The organism is Oceanospirillum beijerinckii DSM 7166 (assembly GCF_000422425.1).
In the GTDB taxonomy this organism is placed as follows: Bacteria; Pseudomonadota; Gammaproteobacteria; order Pseudomonadales; family Halomonadaceae; genus Oceanospirillum; species Oceanospirillum beijerinckii.
Window position 1 is genome coordinate 24,835 of record NZ_AULT01000051.1, and the last position, 20,915, is coordinate 45,749.

Consider the following 20,915-nt stretch of genomic DNA (forward strand, 5'->3'; position numbering starts at 1 on the left):
CAGGGCGGTCTTTTTCCTTAATGGGATGCCTATCCATTATCAACTATTGTGCTGATCATCCAACATCGACTGCATAGCATCTTCCCAGCTTTGCAGCCCTCCGCGGGCCTTAATTCGCTCAATACCTCGCTGGGTAAAAGTGCCTTCAGTTGCAATGGAGCGGCCTATTTCGCCATAACTGAGGTTTGGTTTTGCCTCGGCAAAGTCCACTGCGCTGCTGATGGAATAAGCGACCATTTGTCTGGCGGTCATCTCATCCATACCTTGCGCACAACTCCAATCAATGAGCTGCTGTATCAGAAAATAGCTCCAGCCATGTAAACAGGCATGGCTGAGTGTGATATCGAACAGATCTTCACAAGGGAGTGTAACCACCTTACCGATCTGGCCAAACAGCTGCTCAGCTATTGGATGTGCAGGGTAAAGCGGAATAGGACCAGAACATACCTCTGCACTGGTGGAGGGTAAGACGCGCACTAGCTGACACGCTTGCAGAGATGGGAATTCTCGCAGTTGGTCTAAGGTTACGCCAGCCATAGCAGAGATCACAAGTTGATTTGTTTTGAAGTTTAGCCCTTTCAGCAGATCATTCAGGTTATCTGGACGAACGGCCAGTAATACGATATCGCTGTGCTCAATGACCGCCTGGTTATTAGCCGCAATCTGGCAATCACAGCTCTTTGCTAACTCAGCGGCTGTTTTTGCGCCTCTTGGGGAAAGAATGATGTTGAGATTACCACTACTGGCTATATTGTCGCGCTGGCTACGCTTGATATCTTTATTGCCATTATCTTCACTATGATCATCTTTACTGTGACTACCACCTTTACTATGGTTACTTTCTCCGCGACGCAGCCCTTTAATGGTATAGCTAGCCAGATGGCCGACACCAAGAATACCCAGTGTTAAATCAATCATATTTTATCCTGTTCAATGGCTAAAAATTATCATCTGCCCAGCCTGTTTCTAGGCAACTCAGTGCTCAATATCTTTTAGCTTGCGATATAAGGTTGCACGACTGATACCTAAGGCTTGAGCAGTAGCAGAGATATTGCCTTCATGCTGCTGCAGAGTATGCTGGATCATCAGGCTTTCATTGTCTTTTAGGCTATGAGAAGCGGGAGGTATTGGTGGGAGGTTTGTTTTCGGATTGCTTGTTGGAATACTGTTTTCTTGTATAGTTTCTGGCTGCGGGATTGACAGAGAGTTACCGGCAACCGTGGGACTACTTGCAAGTTCCTCCAGGAAATCATCACTTAAGTGATCGCTATTGATCTGTGTTTCATCCGGTTCCATAAAGGCGATAGCGACCCGCAGAGTGGTTTCAAGCTGGCGAATATTACCCGGCCAATGGTAGCTCAGTAACTGCTGCTCCAGTTCCCGGCAGAGACTGATCTGACGACCATCTGGAGTGAGTTGATGCAGGAACGTAGAGATAAAGGTGTGTTTATCTGTACGTTCTCTAAAAGCTGGCAAGCGCAGACAGACGCCGTTTAAACGGTAGTACAGATCTTCCCGAAACAGGCCTTCTGCCACTAACGCTTTCAGGTCGCGGTGAGAAGCGCAAATAACGGCAATATCCAGTGCGATCTCTTCGGCAGCGCCCAATGGTGCGATAGTACGCTCCTGCAGTACGCGTAATAAACGAGCTTGTAGTGCCAGTGGCATATCTCCAATCTCATCCAAAAACAGAGTACCACCGTTAGCCTGTTGTAAACGCCCGGTCATGCCGCCTTTACGTGAGCCGGTAAACGCGCCTTCCTGATAACCAAACAGCTCGGACTCAATCAGCCCCTCTGGAATAGCCGCGCAGTTTACTGCGACAAAGGCCTGGTCCCGTCGACGGCTATCAAGGTGTAGGGCTTTAGCAACCACTTCCTTACCTGAGCCCGTCTCGCCCTGTATCAGTACCGGAAGTTCATGGGATAATGCCCGGCTGCCCATGCGTATCCCTTTTTGTAAGCGAGGATCATCACCAGAAAGCTCAGAGAGTGCAGGGGCTTCTATTTTCGGTGCATTTGATGCCGATTTAGCTCTTGTGGAATTACTGGAGGAAAGTCTTGCGGATGAGTTGCCTGTTCTGCTGCGGCTGAAGGGTAGGCTATTGGGGAAATGCAGTAGTTCGCAGACAAAATCCCCGATACGGGTTCTTAGTACGCCACGGCCTTTGCGATGTAAATCATTGAGCAGTGCTTCTGGCTTTACGCCAAAGAGTTCCTCAAGATGACGCCCGAGCAGCTCGGCGCGTTTTCGATTCAATAGCTGACAGGCTTGTTCATTGGCCGCTTGAATAAAGCCATCCAGCTCCATAGCAATCATGCCTTGCCAGGAGGAGCGCAGGTATTCCGGGCGACTATGGACGCTCAGTACCACTTGCTGTTGATAGCGGCTGCTGAACATCCGGTTTTCAACCGAACGTACCGCTTGTTGTACCAGGCTCATATTGGGTGATAGTTTACGATTATCCGTAGGGGAGGGGAGGTCCAGTACCCCAATGACTTCACCTTGAGCGTTGGTAATCGGTGAGGAGCAACAGGAGAGGTAACCTACGCTGTCCAGGAAATGCTCACTGCCATTAATGGTGACAGAAGCTTGATCAATAATCGCTGTTCCCAGAGCATTAGTGCCTCTTAACTCTTCACTCCAGCTGGCGCCAGCCTGCAGCGCATATTGGGTCGGCGTATCCAAGTGACGCCGATCACCTTTGACCGATAAAATAGTGGCTTCAGCATCGGCCAGCATCACCAAACCGCCCACTGGCGCAAAATACTCAGCCAGTTGTTTGATTTCGGGGTGGGCGGCTTCTAACAGCGGGCGATGTAGATCTTTCAGGTCCGCGATACGATCTTTCGGCAGATTTTCCAGATCAAGAGGCGCTGAGCAGGTCAGTCCAGCATCAACACTGCGCTGCCAGGAGTGGGCGATTTCACTGCGTAAAAAGCCGCGAGGCACCTGACCTTCTTGCTGCAGATGCTTACGGGCGAATTCGACGGATTGAGGTGAATGCTGGCTCTCTCTGCTCACGGTATTAATCCTATGCTTTATTATTGTTGTCCCTGCTACCCTATCATTACCGGCCTTTTAATCAAGAGATGGTGCACCCCGGGCGATTAAGCCCGTCCAAAGCGTTAACCTGAAAATGCAAAAAGATTGCTACTGTTGAGTATTTACGGTTGTCTATACGGAGCTGGCTTCTGCACTATAGCGCTTCAACAGTAAAGCCTTGCTGCTTTAGCTGAGCCAACAGGCCTTCTTTTCCGACCATATGCAAGGTGCCGACCAGAACAAACTCTTTCTCATTGTTATTGGTTAATCTGGGCAATAGCGTCATCCAGTTATTGTTGCGTTCTACCACAATGGTTTGGTAAACCTTAGGGAGCAGGTTTCTCATATCTTCTATATAAGAGCTTTGACCGAAAGCGTCCATATCACCGTTGCGCCAGGCCTCAGTGATCTCATTCAGTGCTCTTGGTAAATGTTTTAGTTCACGCAGTGTGTTATTGACTGAAACATTCGGGTCAACCTGAGCCATAGAGCTTAAAAAAGCCAGTTGTTGCTCTGGTGTTTCCAGTGCCTTGATTCCCTTATTATCTTCCAGGGCTTTTTCGCTAAAGACGCGATCTACGCCGTATTCTGGCAATATGCCTAAGCGTTGATATTCAAGCATGGCGATCGTTAGCGATACTCCCCAGGGCTTAAAGTTGGCAAATTGCTGAATGGGTATTTTTCGCGACAGCATATAGCGTAACAAGGAGCGGTAAGTGCCTGGTTTCAGCGAGCCTTCTAATGTGCGTTCATCCGCATAGGTCATGGCGGATAAAAACTGCTGTTGAAATGCGGGGGATTCCATCGCGTCTAGACTGGTTTCAAAGATCAGTGTATCTGATCCTTGATAGGCCTGATCGAACTCCGGGGGGAGAGGGTAATCGGTTTCGGATAGCAGATGTAAGGTACCGCCGAGATAAAAATGATCCTGGTCTTTACTGATTTTCCACACGGAAGACTGAGCTTGAGTGGCCTGGCTGATAACGCTCAAGCCTGCCAGCAGAAAATATGCCAGCCATGGCTTGATTTTAACAATAGTAAACATAAAAAAAGCGTACTCTTAAGAAAAGTGTATCTTCGTCCTTAAAGCTTTGAAGGCGAAGACGGTCACTATACTCTGTAAACACTCAGACTAAAAATGGATCTGTCATTTATATATATTTGTTTGATTGCGACAGGCCGGGTTAATTCAAAAAAGCTGATTTTTATCAGGTATCTATTTTTTCAATCTCTTCCATATAAGCTTCTAAAATTAAATTCGGTCGTGCGCCTTTGCGGGTAATGGTTGTAAAACGGGTGTGAAAAAAGCGGTCTTTTGGCTGAATTGCTCTGATGCGCCCTTCGGTTACCCAGCGTTCTGCGAAATGAGTGGGTAAAAAGCCGATGTAGTGGTTGCTCAGAATCAAAAAAGCGATACCTTCCCGGTCTGTGGAGGTGGCACTGGCTTTAAGCAGGCTTTGTTGCTGTTTGTTTTCCACCGACTGAGCATAAGCCGGTACCACAGCATCATAATCCGCCAGCGCCTCATCAGAAATCGGTTGATCCGCGTGTTCAAAAAGAGGGTGTTTTTGACTGCAATAAAGCAGAGATTGTTCTTCATAGAGCGGAAAGTAATTCAGCCCCGGCAAGCTACGTAGCTCGGGTACTACGCCCACATGTAACCGTCCATCCAATAAGGCACTTTCGATCTCGTTGGGCGGCATCATGCGAATATTAATTACTACCTCAGGCCCTCGCTGTTTCAACGCACTTAACGCGCGGGTAATGCGCATCTGTGGAATAGTCACCATATTATCGGTAATGCCTATATTCAGCTCGCCAATCAGCTGAGTATGCAGGGTATTGATCTGGGTTTTAAAATCTTCGATAGAGGACAATAACTGCAGGGTGTAATCATAAATTTTCTCCCCCTCTTCCGTCATTGAAAAGCCGGAGCGGCCACGTTGGCACAGACGAAAACCCAAACGTCTTTCCAGATCCGACATAGCGATACTGATGGCTGCCCGGCTGATATTCAGTTCCACTTCTGCCGCCGAAAAACCGCCGCACTCCACCACCGTACGGTAGATGCGTAACATACGCAGATCAATATCGCTGAGCTGTCCTTTAAATTGCTTATTTTGCATAGCGGTGACCTTAATTTTTATTTTAGTTAACCAATAGGTTAATTAAGCTGGCTTTATTTGAGTTTTTATTAAAATATAATCTTGATGGGATGGGGTCAACCGCGGAAAAATTATCTGTTTGAGCACCCTTTGACACCTTGTCTGGCCATAATTGAGTGCACTAAGACCGTGCATAAATAGCTTGGTTGTTCTGTATTGCACAGAATATGCGGCTCCAAAATCGATCATTTATTAGTTAAATAATCTATTAACTGAATGCAAAGCATTTTAAATTTATCCAAACAATGACCTCTCTCACAATGAGTCCATCTCAGGAGAAAATACCTCCTAAGAGGTATGGGGCTTTAAGTCGTACTCGCCAATTTCAATGTACCCTGAAGGCAGGTGCTCACATTTAAGCCTCTTTCAACCGGTTTTGGTTCTGTGGCGATTCGTAAGGGCGTTGGTGAAGTGCCGACTAACTTCCCGGAAGATGCCAAAGGTATCAAAATGCGTGTACCGCCAGTACCTATCGGTATCGAACGTTTTAAAAACTGGGGTTTTACCGCAGTACCTATGCCATTTGCTGAACTGTATACTGCGTTACAGTTAGGCATGAGCCTGCGTAGCCTGAGTGCAGTCACCGTATGGGCAGTGACCATGACCGGTTCCATTATGGCCGTGCTCTTCTTCCTGTTTATTATGAGTCGCGCCATGATTCTGGAGCAGGTGCCCCGCGATACGGCAGAAGCCCTGCTGCAGGTCTCTGAAAACAAGTATGTACTGCTGTTACTGATCAACCTGTTACTGCTGCTGATCGGCATGATCGTGGACGATATCTCCGGCAGTGTATTGGCGGCGATTATCTTCCTGCCGATGGTGTTCCTCGTGACCTTTGTGCCTGAACTCTCCCTGTTCCTGCCACGACTGTTGATGGGGTATTAACTTCTATTAATCACACATTGATTGTTAATAGATGTACTTTGAATAATGGTTTAAGGCTAAAGCTTTAAGCATGCAAGCATTAATGTATTTACCCTCTCCGGCCTGTGGCTGGAGAGGGTTAAGATATAAATGTTGAATGAAGTATATATAAAGCAATTAAGAAGATAGGGTTTTACAAAAAAAAACAATACATTTGTTTTCTCTATATATATGATCCCTCCCCGTTGAAACCTGCTTGTAATAATCCGTAATATTTTTCTGATTGAAACCTGATTGAATGCCACCCCGGAAATGGTGGTTGCGACTTTATATGTCATGGAGTAGAGGTATGTCGCTCTCTAATAATCCTTCTTTCTTAAGAACCACTTCGCTATGCGATGAGCTATTTGAGACAATGGTTGCGATCCAAGAGAAGTTGGATCAACGCAGAGGCAGTATGATGCTTAATGCATCAAAGCTGGCAAAGTCGAGTTATCGCTCAAAAAACCGGTATATAGCACTGCCAAAGTAGATATAGGCAATGACTGTAAAGAGTTTTTTGCAGTGCCCCTCAGATAGCGTTGATTAATCTAATTAGACACGATCCTCGTTATCTCCCCTTTTAGTCTTATTATTATGTGCCTAGCTTATTGTTGAAGTCTTTTAGACTAGGAATGTGATTTTTTATCTGAACGGTATGACATGGCAATGGGCCAGCTAAGTGGTAATTATATGAGGCATTAGTCAAATGTATTGCTACTAAAGTTGCAGTTAGCAGGCGTATTATTAGTATGGATGCATAACTCAATATCAGGGATGGATTTAAATGATATAGGTATGGCAAAAATAAAATAATAAGTCAGCCACACCGCTAAATGAGCATTATTGAAGATGCAATTAAACACTGACTTATTAAAGGGGGTTGCTCAGGCCGCAACTAAGCTTGAGCTTGCCCTGGTATATGTAAAAAATGATTCGGATCTTACGATCACCTCCGTTAATGAATCTTTCTCTCAGATTGCAAAAAACTATCGTTTACCTATCGATAGCCTGTTCTTATGGTTAAAAAATGAGCGTTATTCGACCACACTTCACTTGTTTGATGCACTAAAGCATCAAGATACGCTTCTGGATGAAACTCTGGGAAGGTCACCTGCGGGAGATGCATTCCATATCCAATGGTCGGTATCAGCAGCAGATGATGGTGGGCTGGTGTGCTGTATTCGTGATATTCGTTGGCGACAGAAATACAAGGACCAGTGGACATTATTTGAGAGAGTATTTGACTCTGGGCGTGCCTCAATTGTCGTTACGGATGAGAATAATCGTATCGTGATGGCTAATCGCCATTTTGAAGAGATTTCCGGTTATTCAAAATATGAGGTTCTGGGGCAAGATCCAGGATGTTTTAGTTCTGGGCGACAAAGCAAAGCATTTTATAAAGAGCTATGGCGCACATTGCAGCAAGAAGGGTATTGGACCGGGGTTGTCTGGAATAAACGCAAGGATGGTCGGGAATACCCTGAACATAAGACCATTTATGCAGTAACAAATGAGCATGGTGTACTCACCCATTACTTCTCATCGGGAGAAATATTACCCAATGTCGGGGAAGCTCCTCAGCAGCGTGAATTTTCTGATGGTTTAATCAGTCAGCAGGCTTTAATTACTGCACTTAACGAGCACCGCCGCCAACAGTTGGAAGCTGTTGCGGTTTATCATATTGGTGTAGACCGAATGGATCAGGCTAACAGAGTTTGCGGTCTGTCTTTTGGTGATCATATCCTGCAAATTTTACTGGCACGGCTAAAAGATACTTTTTTGCCCAATGGTCTTATTGCCCGGTCTATTGGTGATGAATTCATTGTCGCATCCCCTAATATTTCGACACCCGATATCGCAAACAGCCTTGGGCAGATGTTACTGCAGAGCCTCAATAGCACGATACGGTATGATGATATCGAGTGGAATATCACGGCCAGTATTGGGATCTCTTTCTTTGCGCGGGATAATGATGCCTGGAAGGCCATCGAACAAGCGCATATTGCAATGCATCATGCCAAAAGCCAGGGTGGCGATAACCTGCAATTCTACGATACAGAGTCTCAAAATAGTGCCAGAGAGAGTTTGAGGCTTGAGCAAGCTCTCAGGTATGCCATAGAAAATGATGAGTTGTCACTACACTATCAGCCGCTTATTGCTCTCAACGATCAGCATGTTTTTGGTGCTGAGGCACTTTTACGCTGGCATTCGTCGGAGTTTGGTTTTGTCGGTCCCGACCGCTTTATCCCCATTGCAGAGCAAAGCGATCTTATTCTGGATATTGGTCTTTGGGTCTTTCAAACCGCATGTTGTCAGTTAAAACAGTGGGGAAGTGAGTACGCTGGCAGTGTCGCGATTAACTTATCTGCGCAACAAATTCAGTATGCCGATCTGCCTAATAAGTTGCTTACGATTCTCAGAAACCACGATATCCCGGTTGATCGCATCCATCTGGAAATTACAGAGACTGCAATGATCAATGATACCAATTCAGCAGTATCCGTTGTTTCATCATTAAGAGAGGCGGGTTTTACCCTTTCAATGGATGATTTTGGTACAGGCTATTCCAGTCTGAGTTACCTGACACGCTTCCCCATTGATAAGTTAAAAGTTGACCGTAGCTTTATCGATACGATAACAACGAATTCAGAAAGTCTGGTTGTCACAAAATCGATTATCAGTTTAGCCAAAAGCTTAGGTTTGAAGGTTGTCGCGGAAGGTGTTGAAACAGAAGGTCAACTCAAGGAGCTTTGTCTTCTTAACTGTGATTATGCTCAGGGTTATTTATTCAGCCGTCCGTTAGCCGCTGATGACTTTATTCAATTTTATCGGCAACAGTGTCCCTCTATTGAAACGCTGACACCTCATTTACTTTCCGTAGAGAATGCTTCATGAACCGGCGGAAGATAAAAAATAGAGGACAGCTACAAAATAGATCTTGAGAATCAAAGGATTAATAGTGGCTGTCCCAAACTGTTATTTAAGCTTCTTCCTGATCGCTAAGCTACCTGTGGCGATGGTGAACTCTTGATCCAGTCCAGTACTGATGTTCCAGTTTTAATCACATCCAGTGGCGCCTTTTCACCGTGTTTATCGTAATGAGTCATCAGGTTTGCTATATCCATCAGTACTTCATCCCGAGTTAACCAACCAATAGTGGATGCGACCCAGGCGGGCATACGTTGCAGTGTTAAGCCATGATGCTGGGCATAACGAGCGAGAGCTTCTTCCATGGTTAAAGTTGAGCAGCCAAAGATTGATAAGCGCTGATTGCGGCACTCCGGGTTTTGGTAGGCTTTGCTGACTTCTTGGGCGTAGTCTTTGGCTGAAACCCAGTGGATCGGTCTGGTGGAAGGGCCGATCAGTGTGACTTTGTTCTTTTGCACAAACAGTGGCAGTGTTTCCATAAACCAGCTGGGTAGAAAGGCCAAATAGGGATGACCGCTGGCTTTCAGCAGTTGCTCGGCTTCCCATTTGTAGTGGTTATCCCAGCGGTCATTAAATTCCGGATAGGCCATAGCACTGGAGATCATAGAGATCAAGGTATCAGGCCGCTCTTTTAACGCCTGGATAACATTTTTTGTCCCCTGAACGTGGCTGGCGTAATAGCTTTGTTTACTGTGTCCACTCAAATTTAAGTGCACGGCGTCCACGTCCTTCAATGCTCTTTTCAGACTAGGCAGATCATGGATATCGGCCTGTTGGTAATCAAAGCCATCGCCCAGTTGTTGTCTGGCGTTATCGATATTGCGGCTCAGAATTCGAACCTGATAACCGTCTTGTTTCAGTTGCTCTGCTACTGGTGCGCCCAGCATGCCGGTGCCACCGATAATTGCGATTGTTTTCATGCTATCTCCGAAAGGTATTTATCTATAGAGATAAGATTAGGGTAGTTCTATTGGTTTTATTAGTGGGCTAAACTGGATTTTATTAATTCATATTTGGGATAGTTGTTGTGCAAAGTGGTCGTTGTAGAGATCGGTAGTCAGTAAGTTCGTGGTAAGGAGATCGGTATTGTGGATATTGAAGCCATTATCTGGTTTGCAGCCGTTGCCCGGTTGGGCTCGTTTGCTGAGGCCGCCCGTTATTTGAAGCAGCCCAGCAGTAATGTCAGCCGTCGTATCGCAAAACTGGAAGCGGATTTGGGTTACAAGTTAATGCAGCGCACGACACGTTCATTAGTGTTAACGGAGCAGGGACGGCAGCTATTGCCGATGGCCCAACGTTTGACCGACACTCAGACCGAGGTGAAAGAGTGGCAGCAAAGCCAGCAGGAAGAGCCTGCGGGTGTGTTGCGTATTACCGCTCCCGGAAGTTTTTCCCGTGGTCCTTTCAATGATTGGTTGTTGAACTACCGTAAGGCTTACCCAAAAGTAAAAACAGAGCTGATTCACAGTAATGACTACCTCGACTTCCAGCAGCATCAGCTTGATGTGGCTTTTCGTCAGGGGCCGCTCGGAGATTCAACACTGATCGCTAAACGTTTGTTTGGCATTGAGTATGGTGTGTTTGCTAACCCTGAGTGGCTGGCTTCTCAATCTGTTGCCAAATGTTTAACCGACCTGCTGAAGCTGCCGCTGATCTGCGTTGGTGTAAAAGGTCAAACCCTGCCCTGGCGTTTTAAGTCCCAAACGTTGCACCCTAAAACACCTGACATGTTATTTGACGATCCTGAGCAATGCGTCAGAGCGGCAGTAGCCGGTTTAGGCTGTACTTATACCAGTCGCTTTGACGTTCGCGATGCGCTAAAAAATGGCACCTTGATTGAGGTATTTCCTGAGCAGAAGGCTGAGCCGGTCAATTTTTATATGGTGTACGCTGAGCGTGAGTATATCTCGAAAAAAACGCAGAGCTTTTTGCGCTTTATTGAACAAGAGGTTGAGTCCTTTGCCGGACAGGAGGGAGTGGTGGTTTAAGATGAGAAATCGCGCTCAACCGGCTGTGTTGTATTATTTGCAGCAAGGGTGTGCCGCAAGGATACCCGGTAAAAATAGCCTACCGGGCATCTGTAATTCCTTACTCTTATCAAGCCATTAAGAAGAGCAGCTATAGTGGGATACGCCACCGGCATTAAAAAACTCTTTCGGTCTTAGGCGGTAGTATTTGGCTTCGATCTCGCTGGTTTGCTCATCATAGGGTTGGTTAAACACTTCCTGTAGTTCTTGAATCAGGCTGTAATCACCGGCCATCGCTTGTTGGTAGGCTGGGGCCACTAGCCATTCACGCCAGGCATATTTCGGGTTGGTTCGCTTCATTTTCGCCGAAACTTCAGCCAGATCATTGTTTTCTTCTAAGTCTTTGCCTTGTTTTGACTCCTTGGTCTGCTCTAGAATCTGATGTTGTTCTAAAAGGAGTGCACGCCAGTCGTTGAGCCAGCTTTGCCACTGTTCATCTAATTGCTCAGAGGCGGTGACGTAGAAGCTTTTCTTCAGTGCTGCGATATCTTCCGGGATATTGGATAACTCACGGAAGAAAATAGTGAAATCCACCTCGGCACGCTCCATCAGTTCCATCAGTTTTGAGAACAGTGTTTGATCAAACTCCACTAAGCCCAGTTTATTGGCCCACATGGTTTTCATCTGTTCTTTCATGGTGTCGGTAAAGTCGTGACGCACCTGATCAAGCTGCGCTAAAGCTTCGGGATCATCCACCAGCAGTACTCTTAGCGCCCCCCAGAACATATGGAAGTTGGCTTCTGCGGCGGCGGGTTGATTCATAAAGGAGAAATGTCTGCCGCCACCAGTCCAGGGTTGGAATTCGGGATCAAAGGCTTCGCAATAACCAAAGGGGCCATAGTCCAACGTGAAACCACCAGCAGCACAGTTATCGCTGTTAAAATTGCCCTGGCAGTAACCCACTCTAAGCCAGTTGGCGACCAAAGCCGTTAAGCGCTGGCGGAACTGCGTGGCTAGTTCAACCACTTGTTGATTAAAGGGCTGGCTGTGATCAATCTCGCTTTTATATTCCCGTTTAATCAGATGCTCTGCGATCATTTTCAGCTCTTCCCGAGCGTGAGGGTAAGCACCTTTACGCGCACGACGGGCGAACAGTTCGACCTGGCCGACACGCAGGAAGGATGGTGCAACACGAGTGGAGATAGCCACCGGATTACTGACCATAATATCCGGGTCGGCAGAGCGGGAACCTTCAGCGTACCAGGGGCGGGTCACGGTTTCGGATTTTGAGGTATACAGTGTCAGTGAGCGGGAGGTCGGTACACCCAGAGCGTGCATATATTCCTGAGCTAAAAACTCCCGCACGCTGGAGCGCAATACCGCACGACCATCAGCGCCCCGACAGTAAGGTGTCGGACCACCGCCTTTCAGTTGCATCTCCCAACGTTTGCCGTTGAACTCTCCTTCAAATACTGAAATGGCCCGGCCATCACCATAACCGTTGCCTGTACGAAATGGGCATTGTTGGGTGTATTCGGTGCCATAGATCGACAGCGCATAACCCGTAGCCCAACCGTAGGGGCGCATAGGTTCAGGCACTGTGGACAGATCACCGGAGAACATCTGGCTAAAGGCTGGATTATGCGCCAGCTCATCACTCAACCCCAGTTCATTAAAAAAGATGTGGCTATGGCTGACATATTCGGGATCTGCGATAGGAGTGGGTGTAACGGGAACAAAGTGCCCGGAAAATACTTGGCGGGCACGATGGTCATAGCCGTCCTCTGTTGCATCAGGGTCAGCATTAAGATTGTTCATTAAAGAGTAATCCGCCCGTTGGGCGAATTCTTCAAAGCTGGCGACTTCCCGTGTTGTAGCTGGAAGAGATGCCGAAGATTCAGGTGGATGTCTCATTGGATGGAAATCTCGTCGTTATTTCGCGGTTTAGACACCGCTGTTATATGTAGATCAGGACAAATAATCTACTGATCTTAGTTGCTCAAAACTTAAAACTGATATGCAGTGTCGCCATGGTATACGTAAATCGTAGGATAGTCGTTTATCCCATGCTGGCTTTTAGCTTTTTTGTTGCTCTGTTACGGTGCTTTTGTGCTTCCTTCCTGTGCGTTTCTTCAACGTTAATTTTTGTGATTTTTTCTTCTTTCTTAAAAAGCGACACTCCGTCTACTGTAGACGACACCTGGAACAAAAGAGCTTAAGTTAATGCAAATAGCCGTGTAGAAAAACTCAGCTTATAAAGCTGATAATTGAATATTTGATTAGTTTTATAATCTGATTTCCTTTCTCTTTTTGGATTTTAATTCTGTTTTTATGGGTATTTGACCCTATAAATCATGCGGTGTTACCAATATTAGGGAGCCGTAAATAAAACGATTAAAACAGCTCTCTGCCATTCGCAACATCAGCATCATAAAGCGTAATAGCAGGGAGACCCATACCCCAAAAACAACAGAAAAATAAAAGAGCAAGACTATGGCAATTAGAAAAAACAAGCTTCGTTCATTGATCGCTGGAGTGGTTGCAGCCGGTGCCCTGATCGCGGGATCAGCTCAGGCCGTAACGCTGAAGATGGCGACAGATTCTGGCGCTAAAGGTTCTCCGGCCGGTGACACCCTGGAGCGTTGGGCCGAAATTATTGAACAAGGCTCCAAAGGCGAGATCGACGTCAAAGTATTCTACCAAAATGAGCTGGGCAGTCAGAACGAAGTCTTCGATCTGCATGTGGCTGGCGATGTGGATGTGATGCTGAACTGGCCGATGACCTCGTACGATAAGCGTATTGGAGTGATCTACACTCCGTATATGACGCTGTCCTGGGGTGAAGCACTGAAGGCCTATAGCCCAGGCGGTTGGGTGAACGAGATGCTGGGTGGTATCTACTCCGATCTGGGGCTGAAATTCTTTGGCCCGTGGCCAGAAGGTTTTAATGGTGTCGCGACGCGCGGCAAGTATGCGACCACAATCGAAGAAGCAGACGGTCTGAAAGTGCGTACCATGACCGTATTCCCTGCGCCACAAACTATGCAGGCACTGGGTTATCAGACTGCTGCCATCGACTGGGGTGAGGTTTACACCGCCCTGCAAACAGGTGTAGTGGATGGTGAAGCCGGTAATGTCATCTATTGGGACTACGAGTACTTCCGTGATCAGCTGGACTACTACGTGCGCAGTAAGCACTTCTTTATGACCGGCGTGCTGAGTATGAATGCGGATTCCTACAATGATCTGTCCCCAGAGCATCAACAGATTGTCGCTAAAGCTGCGGAAGAGGTGATGCAGCAGCAATTCACTGCAGCCCGTGCTCAGGACAACTTCTATGTGAAGAAGGCCGAAGAGTCCGGTATGAAGTACTTTGAACTGTCTGATGAGCAGATCAAAGAGTTTGCCCGTGCAGCGCGTGAAAAAGTATGGCCGCTGATGGATAAAGAGATCGGTTCGGAAATCATGGATAACATCCGGGCGAACGCTACCCAGCTGTAACCCCCGGTTTCTCTTTGCGCGGCGGAGCTTCCCTGAGTTTCGTCGCGTTTTGCTTTTGTAAGGTGTCCCATGATGGTTCGTTTTTTTACTCAGCTTGATCACAAGATGGGGTTGCTGCTCAATGCCACCGCTTTGATCAGCAGCCTGTTATTAGTGGGGTTGATGCTGTTTCTGGTAGCAGCCCGTTATATTTTCGGTTGGTCGATTGTCGGCCTGCTGGAGATGATTATGGTGTTTGGTATGTGGCTTTATATGGTAGGCGGATTAATTGCCAGCCGCAAACGTGAGCACTTGGTGGTGGATTTTGTGCAGACCAATATTCATGACGCCCGGATGCGTCGCCTGCACCAAGGTCTGGTCTCTTTGATTACCCTGCTGATTACTCTGTTCTTTGTTTATCTTTCCTACCGGATGTTGAAGTGGGGCATGCGCCGCCCACAGCATACTCCGGGTTTATCGATTCCTCTGTGGGTACCGCAAAGCGCCATTCTGTTTGCCAGTGTTGGCTGTGCTCTTTATTCCCTGAGGGATCTGATTCAATGTGCCTTGGGTATTTTTCCTGATGACCAACAAACAACATCTGACCAGGAGGTGCAGTGATGGAAGGTTTAGTCGCTGTCGGCATCCTGTTGGTGCTGATGATTATTGGTATTCCCGTCGCCTGGTCTTTTGCTGGGGTATTGGCGTATCTGGCGTATATTTATGACGCCAATTTCAACACCCTGATGCTGCAGGGGTATCGCTCTATTGATTCCGTGATTCTGATCGCATTACCGCTATTCGTTTTGACCGGCTATCTGATGCAGAGCGGCGGTATAGCCCATCGACTGGTCGATTTTATCGAGGTGTTAGTGGGTAAACGTAAAGGCGGCATGGGCGCTTCTATGGTTCTGGCCTCCGGTATCTTTGGTGCCATCGCCGGGACATCCACTGCGGCGGTGGCTTCTATTGGCACTATTATGATCGACCCGTTGGAGAAGCGGGGTTATCCCAGAGGTTACTCCTCGGCGTTGTTGGGTATCTCGTCGCTGTTGGGAATTTTGATTCCACCCTCGATCACCATGATTCTGTTTGCGGTTGTCACCCGTCAATCCGTAGCGGCATGTTTTGCTGCGTCTATTGGGCCTGCGCTACTGCTGATTGCCGGTCTGATTCTGGCTAACCGTTTTAGTATCGGTCGCCTGTTTCATGAGGTGTCAGTCGGTGCTCAGGATGGTCTGGAAAATCTACCGACCAAAGGTCAGGCAACGGTCAAGGCACTGCCTGCACTGTCTCTGCCGGTGATTATTCTGGGTGGCATCTATGGCGGTATCTGTACACCGACTGAAGCTGCCGCGATTGCAGCCTTTGTGGCGATTTTGATCGGCTTCTTTATCTATCGTGATTTGAATGTTAAGCGTTTAGGTCACAGTGTGATCTCGGCCGCTGAAACCACAGGGACGGTGATTCTGATCCTGCTGTTCAGCTTTATGATCGGACGGATTCTGGCATCAGAGCGTATCCCCCAGGAGCTGACAGAGGCGATTACTGCCATGGTGCAGGACCCTTTGATGATCCTGATCGCAGTGAATATCTTTCTAATTGTTACCGGTATGATTATGGATGATGTCTCGGTGACGGTCGTGGTCGCGCCCCTGTTTCTGCCGTTGATGGTCAGTAGCGGTGTTGATCCGATTCACTACGCCTCTATTGTGGCTTGTTCCGTGGTGATTGGTGCCAACAGCCCACCGGTGGCACCGATACTCTATATGGCCTGCCGTATCGGTAAGGTCAGCATTCACCAGGCGGTAATGCCTGCCATCGCCCTGATGGTGTTTGTCGGTATCCCGGTAATGCTGGTGACCAGCTTTGTGCCTGAGCTGTCGCTGTTTTTACCGAAGCTACTGGGGCTGATGTAGCCCATCATGTAAAGCACTGTTCTACTGCCATGCCTTTATGGCATTCCCGTAACGGGGTTGGGGACGGCTAAAGTCCCCCTTTTTTGTCTTGTTCTTTTTTAAAATCGAAGAATTTCATTCCTGCTATCTATCTGAATTTAAAGAGTATTCGGCTTTGAGAAGTGTATCGCTGGCTGATTTACAATAAATTGCTACAATGCCGGATCAAAGCAGAGGTACACTTTATCATTCACCCAGAAAATGGCTCATCCTATGAAATAACCGTTGTTCTGTGTCTTAACCGTTATCAATCCAATTAAAAGAAAAAGAAAGCAGACCTATGAAAGAATCCCAGGCTCGTCGCACTTTCAGCTCTTTGATGCGAAATGCCAACAGTCCTTTTTTACCCAATAGACAGTTGTCAGAGGAACGGCCTGTAAGAGTGGGTTTTGTCCTGCAGGAGCACTTTTCCATGATGGCATTTACTGCAGCCGTGGATGCCATTGTGACTGCGAATCTGGTTAGTACCTCACCTTTGTTCTCCTTCTCAACTTATGGCATAGAGGGTTTAAAGGTACGCAGTGACTTGGGGATTGATATCTCTGCTAACGACACTTTGAGTCATATCGCATTGGACGGCGATAATGGTCTGGATATTCTGATGGTCTGTGGTGGTTACCGCTGTGATCTTGGGATGTACAAGGCTTTAAATACCACACTAAAAACAGCAGCCAAGTATGGACTCGTGATAGGTGGCTTATGGAATGGTGCGATTCCTTTGGCTCATGCTGCTCTGTTAGATGGGACAACCTGTGCCTTGCACCCAGATAACCACGCTTTTATGCAGGAGCGTTTTCCTACTGTTGCGGTGTCTGGTAACGCCTGGGTAGCCGAGGGGCAACGTTTCACCTGCGCCGGTCCAAGTAGTGCCTTAGAGATGATGCTGGAATTGATCTCAGGTCTGTACGGTAAAGATATCGTGCGTGCGATTCGTGAAATTTTAAGCTGTGATAAAGCCGGGGAAACGGAAGGCAATCAGATTATTCAAAGTCAGGATGATCCTAATCTGCCCCAGGCGCTACGTGAGCTGTTGCAGCTGATGAACTCCAATATTGAAGAGCCGCTCAGTATTGATGAACTGGCAACTTGTGTAAATGCTTCGCGCCGTCGGGTTGAGCGCTTGTTTCAGGCTCATTTGGAAACCACACCATCACGTTATTACCTGGAGTTGCGTATTACTCAGGCCCGTCGCTTGCTGCTGCAGAGTAACGAGTCCATTTCTAATATCGCCATCTCCTGTGGCTTCTTAAGCTCAACCCACTTTAGTCACTGTTTTAAGGATTATTTTGGCTCATCGCCCAGTCAGGTACGACAGAAGCATCGCAGCCAGGGGTGATAGCACTCAAGTTTTCCCCGTTGCTACCATTTGAAAGCCTCAGCAGGAGTTTTTCTGCCGAGGCTTTTCTTTTCCAATATGACGATTTAACCATTCGGCCAGAGCAATTTATTAGTGATTTTTTAGCCAGTCATGCACCGTCCGGCACATCATTAAATCGCGAGTAATCTTCAGCGTTACAATCCGCAATAGTTCAACAATACGTTACATCATTGGAGTCAAAATAGATGGTATGTAACAAGCTGATGGCTTTGACAATAGTGCCCCAGGGAGAGATTATACCGGCCAATAGACTTATGCTGCGTTTGCGCTGGTTGCTTGGCCTGGAGGTAGAAATAGAGTGTCCCTGATGCCATGAATACACTGGCCATTATCGAGGAAATGCCCCAAGTATCATGCCTGCTTTATTAATGTTTTTTATGATTAGGCCTGGGCGTTGAGGATAATAATTCTGCGTTGGCGTTTCTGTATCGCATATCACTAAGCCGTTATTTTCCCTGAGAGTTAAAGGAAAAATAGAGGATATGCTGAAAGATGGACTGTCTGAAAAAGACGGTTCTGTAAATTTGGTCAAGGATCTGATCCATATGATTGAGCTGTTTGAAATAATATTACTCACTTTATGTGCCGGACTTGCGATGCCCATAGGGGCCCTGCTCGCTCGAATCGAGAATATCAGGCCCCGTTGGTTGGAGAATGAGTTCCGTCATTTTGTGATAGCGTTTGGCGGTGGTGCTTTATTAGCCGCTGTGGCATTGGTATTAGTACCGGAAGGCATGGAGGGACTATCCATTGGGATGGTTGTACTCTCTTTCTCAGCCGGTGCTGTTAGCTTAATGTGGTTGGATATTTATCTAACGCGAAAAAAAACTTCTGCAAGCCAATTAGTCGCCATGTTGTCGGACTTTATTCCTGAAGCGATCGCTTTAGGGGCCACATTTGCATCATCACACTCAGTAGGGTTTCTACTTGCCGGTATTATTGCTTTGCAAAATCTACCTGAAGGATTTAATGCTTACCGCGAATTACGTTGTTCAACACACTTTCGTTCCAGAAATATCGTAGGAATTTTTACGCTGATGGCCCTGCTGGGGCCCATTTGTGGGGTAATAGGCTTTTACTATCTAGCAGAGTACCCCGCACTACTGTCAGGAATTATGCTGTTTTCTGCGGGAGGGATTCTGTATTTGATTTTTCAGGATATTGCTCCTCAGGCAAAGCTAGAAAAGCATTGGATTCCCTCTTTAGGGGCCGTTATGGGATTCTTATTGGGAATGGTCGGTGCAATCATGGTCGGACATCATTAAGAAAAACTGGACATCCATCAAACCTTGGCAGGCTCAACATTGACCAAAACGCCTGGCTAAAAGCAATGTAGCCAGAAGGTTAGCAAATCAGCTGAGCCATAGGGCATGTCAAACGACTGAAACAGTTTGCCCGGGATAAAAGGCTGGCTTGGATCTCATCAGGGGGCAGTTTAATGCATTGTTTGTATAAGTTTGCTCAGAGCGGTGAGTTTTGCACTTTATTAAATGATGGCTGTCCCCGTTTATTTCCATTTCCGCAATCGATAAGGCCGCATAAATGCGGCCTTATCGCTCAATACTCAAGTGTTATGCGAAAACAAAGTACTTACGTACTGTTTCAACCACTTCCCAAGTACCTTTCATACCAGGTTCGATTACGAAAACGTCGCCACCTTTTAGGTGCTTTGGCTCTTCGCCTTCAGGTGTAATAATGCAGTAACCTTCTAGGAAATGGCAGAACTCCCACTTGTCGTATGCCACTTCAAATTTACCAGGCGTACAGATCCAGGCTCCCATGATTTTGCTGCCATCTTCGGACAGGTAAGCGTTTAGATTAACGGTATGTGGTTCGCCCTCGATACGTTTCCATTTTGTCGCATCAACAACAGGTGTTGGACAAGTTTCGCGCATAACAGTAATGAAATCAGACATGACAGCTCCAAATATTCGGTTTAATGAGTTGCCATTGTATGGGGGATATTCAATCGAAGGTTGTCTCATGCCGACAAACAGATATCAAAATGCACGAAGAAATGATGGCTGTCCCCGTTTGTTGGTCATTTCATGGCTGTCCCTGTTTGAGATACTCTTTGATCTCTACAAAATGATCATGCACCGCATCGGGATGAGTCAGCATATTGATATGATCATAATCCTGAGCATTGCCATTACCTTTGGATAACAGAGTTAATTTCCCTTGCCCCACTTCTTCCAGAAAGTCTTCTACATCTGATGGATTACCCAGAATCGTGTCATTTTTGGCCGCAATGGACCAGATTGGTGGCCACGTTATATCCTTGGCCCGGCTACCATAATCAAACTGATCCCTTGGATCTATCCAGGGCCTGTTATGAACCCACTGCGCACTTTCGCTGATCGATAAAAAGCTCTCATTGTCTGCTCCCAGCCCCAACTCCTTGAAAGGAAAGTAGCCTTTATATTTCGCATAGAGAGGGGCTAGGCGTTTCCAGATCAGTTCTACTTTATACAAACGCTCAAAGTTCCAGACACGAATACTTCTTTTGGTACCAAACCAGATTTGGGAGGCAATAGCAGAACTCAATTCCGGGCTGCGAATTAAAGCAGAGGCCATCAGCACACCGCCCCATGAGTGGGCAATCCAGTGTATAGGCTGGCTGTGACGCCCTGCGACAAAGCGGTGAGCTGCAGGAATCGTATGGGCAATGGATTCATATTGACCATGTTGGTTATCCTGAGCAAAAGACGGTGTACTCTTCCCACGGGCTCGCAGATCCAATACATAGACCGGATGCCCTTGTTGCGCCAGAAAACAGGCCAACCCTTTACCTGACTCGGTGTAAAATATACGGCCATCCTCCATAGCACCGTGCACCATCAGCACAGGCGCCTTATCAGTGGCCTGTTCGGGTGAGATATGCCTTAGATGGAGTTGATGATCTTGTTGGGGCAGGAAAAGTGAACATTGCTTTATCATTGTTATTCTCAATATTGCGGCAAGATTAAACGGTTGTTTGAATATTAATCCAGCTGACGAGAATGATCAGGCCTGATAATTGATCGCAATAGTGACTCCGCTTAATTAGAAAGCTGGACACCCATCAAATTTTGGACGGATTAGTGAT

At 46.9% G+C, this 20,915-nt stretch carries 16 protein-coding genes; 8 read left to right on the forward strand and 8 right to left on the reverse strand.

The genetic code is table 11. The features are described 5' to 3' along the window. Positions 1-39: 39 nt before the first annotated feature. From H579_RS0115140 to H579_RS0115155, 4 genes are all read right to left on the reverse strand, one after another. Positions 40-918, reverse strand: coding sequence for an NAD(P)-binding domain-containing protein (locus tag H579_RS0115140; protein ID WP_028301385.1), 879 nt, complete (start codon positions 916-918; stop codon positions 40-42). Positions 919-975: 57 nt separating this feature from the next. Beyond that, a complete protein-coding gene (locus H579_RS0115145; RefSeq protein ID WP_028301386.1) occupies positions 976-3,024 on the reverse strand; it encodes a sigma-54-dependent Fis family transcriptional regulator in 2,049 nt (682 codons plus the stop codon). A gap of 175 nt (positions 3,025-3,199) precedes the next feature. Further along, complete coding sequence (locus tag H579_RS0115150; RefSeq protein ID WP_051227682.1) at positions 3,200-4,090, reverse strand: TraB/GumN family protein; 891 nt, start codon at positions 4,088-4,090, stop codon at positions 3,200-3,202. Between the two features lie 163 nt (positions 4,091-4,253). Continuing rightward, a complete protein-coding gene (locus H579_RS0115155; RefSeq protein ID WP_028301388.1) occupies positions 4,254-5,171 on the reverse strand; it encodes a LysR family transcriptional regulator in 918 nt (305 codons plus the stop codon). Positions 5,172-5,555: 384 nt separating this feature from the next. Here H579_RS0115155 and H579_RS29695 point away from each other — a divergent pair, with 384 nt between their 5' ends. Both H579_RS29695 and H579_RS0115165 read left to right on the forward strand, forming a co-directional pair. Then, positions 5,556-6,095 carry a TRAP transporter large permease subunit gene (locus H579_RS29695; RefSeq protein WP_028301389.1) on the forward strand — a complete coding sequence of 180 codons (540 nt, stop codon included), beginning with the start codon at positions 5,556-5,558 and terminating at the stop codon, positions 6,093-6,095. Positions 6,096-6,965: 870 nt separating this feature from the next. Next, positions 6,966-9,011: a putative bifunctional diguanylate cyclase/phosphodiesterase gene (locus H579_RS0115165; protein WP_028301390.1), complete on the forward strand. Its 2,046-nt coding sequence runs from the start codon at positions 6,966-6,968 to the stop codon at positions 9,009-9,011. A 104-nt stretch (positions 9,012-9,115) separates the two neighbouring features. On the opposite strand, the gene H579_RS0115170 is transcribed toward H579_RS0115165, so the two are convergent. Beyond that, complete coding sequence (locus H579_RS0115170) at positions 9,116-9,964, reverse strand: SDR family oxidoreductase (protein ID WP_036566385.1); 849 nt, start codon at positions 9,962-9,964, stop codon at positions 9,116-9,118. Positions 9,965-10,132: 168 nt separating this feature from the next. Between H579_RS0115170 and H579_RS0115175 the strand changes: the two genes are divergently transcribed. Continuing rightward, complete coding sequence (locus tag H579_RS0115175) at positions 10,133-11,032, forward strand: LysR family transcriptional regulator (RefSeq protein WP_028301392.1); 900 nt, start codon at positions 10,133-10,135, stop codon at positions 11,030-11,032. Between the two features lie 117 nt (positions 11,033-11,149). On the opposite strand, the gene H579_RS0115180 is transcribed toward H579_RS0115175, so the two are convergent. Further along, positions 11,150-12,925, reverse strand: coding sequence for a protein adenylyltransferase SelO (locus H579_RS0115180; RefSeq protein WP_028301393.1), 1,776 nt, complete (start codon positions 12,923-12,925; stop codon positions 11,150-11,152). Between the two features lie 579 nt (positions 12,926-13,504). Between H579_RS0115180 and dctP the strand changes: the two genes are divergently transcribed. The 5 genes from dctP to H579_RS0115205 all read left to right on the forward strand — a co-directional run bounded on the left by dctP (position 13,505) and on the right by H579_RS0115205 (position 19,092). Beyond that, a complete protein-coding gene (gene dctP, locus H579_RS0115185) occupies positions 13,505-14,512 on the forward strand; it encodes a TRAP transporter substrate-binding protein DctP (protein ID WP_051227683.1) in 1,008 nt (335 codons plus the stop codon). 69 nt (positions 14,513-14,581) lie between these two features. Next, positions 14,582-15,112 (forward strand): TRAP transporter small permease, encoded by a 531-nt coding sequence (locus H579_RS0115190; RefSeq protein WP_028301395.1) that lies wholly within the window; start codon positions 14,582-14,584, stop codon positions 15,110-15,112. Then, positions 15,112-16,410: a TRAP transporter large permease gene (locus tag H579_RS0115195; RefSeq protein ID WP_028301396.1), complete on the forward strand. Its 1,299-nt coding sequence runs from the start codon at positions 15,112-15,114 to the stop codon at positions 16,408-16,410. The genes H579_RS0115190 and H579_RS0115195 overlap by 1 nt, the downstream gene beginning before the upstream one ends. Before the next feature lie 319 nt (positions 16,411-16,729). Then, complete coding sequence (locus H579_RS0115200; protein WP_028301397.1) at positions 16,730-17,785, forward strand: GlxA family transcriptional regulator; 1,056 nt, start codon at positions 16,730-16,732, stop codon at positions 17,783-17,785. Between the two features lie 524 nt (positions 17,786-18,309). Next, the gene (locus H579_RS0115205; RefSeq protein WP_342662793.1) at positions 18,310-19,092 is read left to right on the forward strand and encodes a ZIP family metal transporter; all 783 of its coding nucleotides are present in this window, start codon (positions 18,310-18,312) and stop codon (positions 19,090-19,092) included. A gap of 306 nt (positions 19,093-19,398) precedes the next feature. Here H579_RS0115205 and H579_RS0115210 read toward each other — a convergent pair whose 3' ends face one another. Continuing rightward, positions 19,399-19,743 (reverse strand): cupin domain-containing protein, encoded by a 345-nt coding sequence (locus tag H579_RS0115210; RefSeq protein ID WP_028301399.1) that lies wholly within the window; start codon positions 19,741-19,743, stop codon positions 19,399-19,401. A 130-nt stretch (positions 19,744-19,873) separates the two neighbouring features. Next, the gene (locus H579_RS0115215) at positions 19,874-20,767 is read right to left on the reverse strand and encodes an alpha/beta fold hydrolase (RefSeq protein ID WP_028301400.1); all 894 of its coding nucleotides are present in this window, start codon (positions 20,765-20,767) and stop codon (positions 19,874-19,876) included. Positions 20,768-20,915 lie beyond the last annotated feature (148 nt).

Bases quoted from the DNA above. Each gene is read 5' to 3' on its own strand.
- H579_RS0115140 (WP_028301385.1), bottom strand. From the start codon at position 918: ATGATTGATTTAACACTGGGTATTCTTGGTGTCGGCCATCTGGCTAGC.
- H579_RS0115150 (WP_051227682.1), bottom strand. From the start codon at position 4,090: ATGTTTACTATTGTTAAAATCAAGCCATGGCTGGCATATTTTCTGCTG.
- H579_RS0115155 (WP_028301388.1), bottom strand. From the start codon at position 5,171: ATGCAAAATAAGCAATTTAAAGGACAGCTCAGCGATATTGATCTGCGT.
- H579_RS0115165 (WP_028301390.1), top strand. From the start codon at position 6,966: ATGCAATTAAACACTGACTTATTAAAGGGGGTTGCTCAGGCCGCAACT.
- H579_RS0115170 (WP_036566385.1), bottom strand. From the start codon at position 9,964: ATGAAAACAATCGCAATTATCGGTGGCACCGGCATGCTGGGCGCACCA.
- H579_RS0115180 (WP_028301393.1), bottom strand. From the start codon at position 12,925: ATGAGACATCCACCTGAATCTTCGGCATCTCTTCCAGCTACAACACGG.
- dctP (WP_051227683.1), top strand. From the start codon at position 13,505: ATGGCAATTAGAAAAAACAAGCTTCGTTCATTGATCGCTGGAGTGGTT.
- H579_RS0115190 (WP_028301395.1), top strand. From the start codon at position 14,582: ATGATGGTTCGTTTTTTTACTCAGCTTGATCACAAGATGGGGTTGCTG.
- H579_RS0115195 (WP_028301396.1), top strand. From the start codon at position 15,112: ATGGAAGGTTTAGTCGCTGTCGGCATCCTGTTGGTGCTGATGATTATT.
- H579_RS0115200 (WP_028301397.1), top strand. From the start codon at position 16,730: ATGAAAGAATCCCAGGCTCGTCGCACTTTCAGCTCTTTGATGCGAAAT.
- H579_RS0115205 (WP_342662793.1), top strand. From the start codon at position 18,310: ATGCTGAAAGATGGACTGTCTGAAAAAGACGGTTCTGTAAATTTGGTC.
- H579_RS0115210 (WP_028301399.1), bottom strand. From the start codon at position 19,743: ATGTCTGATTTCATTACTGTTATGCGCGAAACTTGTCCAACACCTGTT.
- H579_RS0115215 (WP_028301400.1), bottom strand. From the start codon at position 20,767: ATGATAAAGCAATGTTCACTTTTCCTGCCCCAACAAGATCATCAACTC.